Raw genomic sequence first — 6000 nt, 5'->3', positions numbered from 1 at the left:
TGACCGGAGCAAGTTTACTTGCAGAGGGAAGTTCACAGGCTGGCTTGAACATTTGCGAGCAAATGTCACTGAGCAACGGAGTTGCGAAGTGACCGCATTCGAACGGACGCAAGGTAAAATGATTCCATTAGGATGTAGCATGTATGTAGTTTTGAAGGTACAAACCTTTAAATGAATGTGGCTAGTAATAGTCACTTTTCTTTATAAAATAGGGGATTGGTCAAATGGTATGATAGGGGTCTCCAAAACCTTTGGTGGGAGTTCGATTCTCTCATCCCCTGCTTTTTGAAGCGCTGAAAGCCTTGATTTTACTGGGGTTCAGCGCTTTGTTTTTTTGCAAATTTTGAAACCTAGTCAAATAGGAATAAATCCTTGCATTCAGCGAATGTTTTGGAAGGTTCCTTTACTGTTACAATCCATTTTCTGTGAGATACTTAACTTTTGTAAGTCTGATCTTAAAAAGAGGGCGGTCATTAAGACCGCCCACGCTTATTAAACGTTAAGTTTTAGTCCTTTCATTATTCATCTTGTATAGTGCATTTTAAAATTACCAAGTCGCTGATACTACAGTCCAGAATATAGGCGAATTTGGCAAGCGTTTCTATGGTTACAATTTTTCCCTGTTTTATATTATAGATGGTTTTATGAGGTATTCCGAAGTCTGTCAGTTTATAGCCAGACAAATTTCTTTTTTCTAATTTCGTTAACAACGGAGAGTAATCTATCTCCACATTGATGTGCTGCATTTTGTCTACCGTCCTAAAATCACTAACAAATAGTTGCACTTTAATTTTAGAACAGAAAAAACCACTTGAATATGCGATTGCAGTCGCATATAATGTAATCAGTAAGAACCAGTACATTGGAGTTTTGATAACGCAAAAGGAGGAAGAATTATGTTGAAGAAGAAAATCATGAAAGGGGTGTGCAGTATTGTAACGGCGGTTACTTTGGTTACGTCTGCACCTGTTGGTTCGGTGTTGGAACCGTTGGGAGTTGTGTCGGAGGTTGAGGCAGCTTCTAGTGTGAAAATCTCTAAGAAGAGTGTTACACTTGTTACTGGTGAGAAGTACACCCTGAAAATCTCTGGAGTAAATGCTAAGAACAAGAAGAAAGTGAAGTGGAAAACAAACAGCAAGGATCTGACAGTTTCCGTTGGCAAGAAGGATACTCGGAGTGCTACTGTTACAGCTAAGAGGTCTGGAACATATAAGGTAACTGCTACCTATGGTAAGAAATCTTATACCTGTACTGTGAAAGTAAAGAAGAGTGGAATTAACAAAACTTCTTTAACAATTACGCAGGGTAAGAAATACACACTGAAACTTTCTGGAACTAAGAGTAAGGCTACTTGGAAGGCTTCTAACAAAAATGTTACCATTAAGAAAGCAACGAATACTAAGAGTGCTGTTGTAACTGCTAAGAAAGCAGGAAAGTCTACTGTAACTGTTAAGGTTGATGGAAAGACTTTGATTTGCTCCGTTACGGTTAAGGGTAAGGCTTCTACTGTGACGCCTAATCCTGTTCCTACGCAGGTTCCGAAACCTACGGAAACACCAAAGCCTAGTCCGAAACCTACGGAAACACCGAAACCGACTGAGGCTCCGAAGCCAACTGAAAAGCCCGAACCTACACCTACAGAACCAGCTAAACCTGTAGTTAAGGCTACTGGTATTAAACTGTCTGAGACTGACATTACTCTCAATAGTAAGGGTGCTACTAAACAGTTAATTGCTACTGTAGAACCTGATAATGCTACTGATAAGGAGGTAAAATGGTTCTCAGGAAATGAAAGGGTAGCAACAGTTGATAATAATGGTAATATTACTGCTTTAAGAAAAGGAAGAACAAATATATATTGTGAGTTGGTTTCTGATGATAATATTTCTGAATATTGCGATGTAACTGTAGACTATGATGATAGCAATGATACTGACAAAATTTTAGCGGAATCTATTACGCTTAATGAAACTTACATGGAACTTACAAATGATTGGGAGACCTATGAATTGTATGAGACAATTCTTCCGAGTAATTCTGATGAGACAGACGTTGTTTGGGAAATATCAGACCCAAAGATAGTAGGTATAGATGAGGGTAGATTGCATGGTTATCATAATGGAACTGCTGTAATTACTTGCTATGTAAAGGGGCATGAATCTCTTAAAGCATCTTGTACTGTAAAGGTTAATCTTTCAATTATAGAAATTAGTTTAAATGTTACTGATGTCACTCTTGATAAAGTTGGTGATACTTATAACTTAGTCGCATCTACTTATCCTACTGGTGCGAAGGATAAGACTGTTTCATGGTCATCCTCTGATAGTAGTGTGGTTAGTGTAGATGCTAGTGGAAACCTTAAGGCTCTTAAGGAGGGAACTGCTGTTATTACTTGTCGGTCTGATGAGGATTCATTTGTTTCTGCTAGTTGTTATGTAACGGTAAAGGGTACGGGTGTGAACACAGCCGATTGATCGTATAAGTCGAAAACGATTTTTGAAGCACATACGAGTGAATAATGAGATGATAATTTTAGTGGAAAGCGGTGTTTATTTCACCGCTTTTCATTTCGGATGATAGCGAATTATGTAAAGTCTTTTTCAATTCCATTTCCACTTTTTTCCATGCCAGAATTATTTCCGCCATTTTCTGGCATTTCGGATGGTGTTCGATTCTCTCATCTCCTGCTACTGATGAGTCGGAAAGCTGGTAAAATCAATGCTTTTCGGCTTTTTGTTTTATTCAAAATAGAAAAGAAATTTAAAATATTATAAGTTTCTTCCATCTTAACATGTTATATGTTAAATTAGGTTAGAAAAACCTAACTCAAAAAATGGAGGGAATATAAGGATGTTAACAGAACAGAAATATAAAGATTTGTCCATAAAAGAATTTACCAAAGCAGCAGAAGTGTATGATTCCGGACATGCTGGCTTGTATGAAATGTGTCAAAGAGCAGGGTTAAAAGTGCAGAAGCTTGAAATGCAGAAAGGTTTTCGTATGCATCTTGTAGCAGAGAAATAACATGAAAAGGGAACGCTTTCATCTGTTGCTCCCTCCCAGCTTTTTTGCTAAAATAAAACATAGTGCCTTTTTCAATTACGTGCGGATTATTGAAAAAGGACAAAAAGCTAAAAGCGGAGGTTAGCATTTGATGATCGAGAGATACATTTTGAACAAGGAGGATCAGTATGCGCATATTACGCCTACGAATGGTGTGGAAAAAACAGATTTAAAAGAAAATGCCACTGTTTTCACATCAAAAGAAGCAAAAGATATGCTGCGGCGGGCGCATAAGAAACTAAATGGTTTTATGATGGTACGGCTGGATCCGCCGTTTCCTTTGGTTCATGGGGAAGAACCAAAGGAAACGGTAAAGCAGGTGGCAGCAAGAAAAGTATTTTCACCGGAAATACGAAACGACGTATATGAGCGGACTGAGGGAAAATGTGCATTATGCGGAAAATTTGTACGCTTTGATCAGTTTACGGTAGATCATATTGTTCCATTGGCGAAAGGTGGAACAAATGATCTGGAAAATCTACAATGTACCTGCAAGCATTGCAACGCCATGAAACAAGATTTGTCACAGACGGAATTTGAGGATAAAATGCTGGATATCCTGGCTTATCAGTTAAAGAAGAAGGGGAATAAAGAACTCAGAAAGAAACTCAAAAAAATCTGTAGCTAAGATGAAAATATAGATGGAAAGACGTAAATCTCCTGCAAAATAGTAAAAATATTAAAAAATCCCCACGCTATAACAGAAGTATGGTATAATAAAAATACTTAACCGGTTACTGCGAATAGTAACTGTCAAATCAGATAAGGAGAACCGATTATGAGTGAATATGTAATTATAACAGATACTTCTGCAGACGTTCCTGCATCGATTCTGGATAAAGGTCAGATTCATCTGATTCCTATGGTGTATCAGCTGAACGGAGAGGAGTGCCCACATAAGGATCCCGGAAACTGGGACAGCAAGGCATTTTATGACAAACTTCGTGCAGGCGGGACGGGAAGTACCTCCCAGATTTCCCCTGCTACATATACGGATTACTTTGAACCATTTCTGAAAGCTGGGAAGGATATTCTCTATATTTCCTTGTCAGGAGGTCTGACGTCTACCTGGCAGAGCTCCCATATTGCAGCTACAGAGCTGATGGAAGAATATCCGGAGCGTAAGATTTCCTGTGTGGATTCCCTTGCAGCAACAGGCGGACAGGGAATTCTGGTGATCCTTGCAGCAGAGAATCAGGAGAAGGGAATGTCCCTGGATGAGAATACCGCATGGCTGGAAGAGAACCGTCTTCATATCTGCCATTGGTTTACGGTGGATGATCTGGATTTCCTGAAAAGAGGAGGCCGCATTTCTCCTACAATTGCCTGGATTGGCGGCAAGCTGAAGATCAAGCCTGTTCTTCGTATTGCGGAAGATGGCACCCTGGCAATCCCGGAGAAGGTACGTGGCTCCAAAGCTGCCCAGAATACCATCGTGTCCAAATACATCAGTTCTGGTCTTAACGAAGAACATCCTTATGTATTTATCTGTCATGGAGATGCTGCAGAGCAGGCCGAGAAAGAGAAAGAAGCTATCCTGGCGGCAGTACCGCAGGCGAAAGTTGTTGTGATGCCGATGAGCCCTATCATTGGAATCCATACCGGCCCTGGAGTGCAGGCTGTGATCTATTTTGGAAGCAATAGATAGAATCTGCGTTTAAAATTCATTAAGTGTACCAAATGTATAGCCCATTTCTTCCCAGCGGGTCAGCAGTTCATCCAGAATCTGTCCGTTGGTGGAAGATGTATTATGAAGCAGGACAATGGCACCAGGGTGAATCCGGCCCAGAAGCTTCTGGAAGGCTTCTTCTTTAGAAGGCTGTTTATCCTGATACCAGTCCACATAGGCAAGGCTCCAGAAGAAGGTTTTGTATCCTAGTTCTTTTGCCATGGACAGATTACTTGTGCTGTAGATTCCCTGAGGTGGCCGGTAGAATTTCGTCATGGATTCTCCGGTCACTTCTTTATACAGATTTTCCACACCCTCTAATTGCTTTTGGAAATCGTCCATAGAGGAGATTCCAGACATATCTGGGTGGGAGAGGGTGTGATTTCCTACGATATGTCCTTTCTGTACCATTTCTTTTATCAGATCCGGATTGTCTTTTACAAAATTTCCCACAACGAAAAATGTTGCTTTTACGTGATGCTTTTCAAGAGCTTCCAGAATCAGAGGCGTATTGCCATTTTCGAAACCACAGTCAAAGGTTAGATAGATTTTTTTCTCCTGCGTGTCTTTTGCGAAAAAAGCATTGTAAGGGGCAAGTTCTTCAATAGAAGCATTTCCTATGGGGCGTTTGCCTTCTTCCTGAAAGCTAAGTCCCCAGCTGGTGCCGGAAGAAGAGACTTCTAAAGCGTCAGGAGAATGAAAATGGGAGATGGCGATCCTTGTCACTGAGCCTGCCAGAAAGGAAAGCACAAAAAGCAGGGGCACACCGGCATATTGAAGAAATTCTTTGATGACAGGACGCTTTTGGTCAGCAAAATTTAAAATGCAGGAGGCTATTTTTTTTCCGTGGATGGGAAAAGGAAATTTCATGGGGAAGAAACCTCACGAAGTGATTTTTATAGATATATGAAGAAAAAGGAAAAATATACCTTTGTACGAGCAGGATATAAATTAAGCCACCAGCATCGACGTTTACTGGTGGCTTAAATCTGTTCCATATCCAATGGAATGTACCTCGCTTTCTTAAGTTTATGCGTTTAAAACAATTGGAATTAAAGGCTTACGTTCTTGGTGGACTGTACCTCGCTTTACTTAAATTATAAAAGAATTAAGATGATTCTTTATGCTTCTGGTGGTCCGTACCTCTCTTTCTTAAATTATAAGTAAATAACTTATGTTTTCGGTGGTCTCACTCCTTTTTGTTTTTATTTTTAAGTCCCTTTTGTTTTATGAGCTTACTATAACAGATTATTTTGCGTTTGTCAATA

6 protein-coding genes and 1 tRNA gene are annotated in these 6000 nt (G+C 39.9%); 5 read left to right on the top strand and 2 right to left on the bottom strand.

The window, feature by feature from the left end:
• Window positions 1-210: 210 nt before the first annotated feature.
• Window positions 211-281 (top strand) — tRNA-Trp (locus ACTQWB_RS17980).
• A 237-nt stretch (window positions 282-518) separates the two neighbouring features.
• Here the strand turns inward: ACTQWB_RS17980 and ACTQWB_RS17975 are convergent.
• Window positions 519-746, bottom strand: coding sequence for a helix-turn-helix domain-containing protein (locus tag ACTQWB_RS17975; RefSeq protein WP_441502780.1), 228 nt, complete (start codon window positions 744-746; stop codon window positions 519-521).
• 150 nt (window positions 747-896) lie between these two features.
• On the opposite strand from ACTQWB_RS17975, the gene ACTQWB_RS17970 reads away from it, so the two are divergent.
• From ACTQWB_RS17970 to ACTQWB_RS17955, 4 genes are all read left to right on the top strand, one after another.
• On the top strand, window positions 897-2474 hold the full coding sequence (locus ACTQWB_RS17970; protein WP_441502779.1) for an Ig-like domain-containing protein: 1578 nt from the start codon (window positions 897-899) through the stop codon (window positions 2472-2474).
• Window positions 2475-2850: 376 nt separating this feature from the next.
• Window positions 2851-3024: a hypothetical protein gene (locus ACTQWB_RS17965; RefSeq protein WP_441502778.1), complete on the top strand. Its 174-nt coding sequence runs from the start codon at window positions 2851-2853 to the stop codon at window positions 3022-3024.
• A gap of 130 nt (window positions 3025-3154) precedes the next feature.
• Window positions 3155-3691 carry an HNH endonuclease gene (locus ACTQWB_RS17960; RefSeq protein ID WP_441502777.1) on the top strand — a complete coding sequence of 179 codons (537 nt, stop codon included), beginning with the start codon at window positions 3155-3157 and terminating at the stop codon, window positions 3689-3691.
• 150 nt (window positions 3692-3841) lie between these two features.
• Window positions 3842-4711, top strand: coding sequence for a DegV family protein (locus ACTQWB_RS17955; protein ID WP_441502776.1), 870 nt, complete (start codon window positions 3842-3844; stop codon window positions 4709-4711).
• Between the two features lie 9 nt (window positions 4712-4720).
• Here ACTQWB_RS17955 and ACTQWB_RS17950 read toward each other — a convergent pair whose 3' ends face one another.
• A complete protein-coding gene (locus ACTQWB_RS17950) occupies window positions 4721-5602 on the bottom strand; it encodes a polysaccharide deacetylase family protein (RefSeq protein ID WP_441502775.1) in 882 nt (293 codons plus the stop codon).
• Window positions 5603-6000 lie beyond the last annotated feature (398 nt).

It is taken from the genome of Blautia sp. HCP3S3_H10_2, assembly GCF_052122375.1.
Classification (GTDB): domain Bacteria; phylum Bacillota; class Clostridia; order Lachnospirales; family Lachnospiraceae; genus Blautia_A.
The sequence above is the reverse complement of the archived record's forward strand: the minus strand, read 5'-3'. Positions and strand labels throughout refer to the sequence as shown.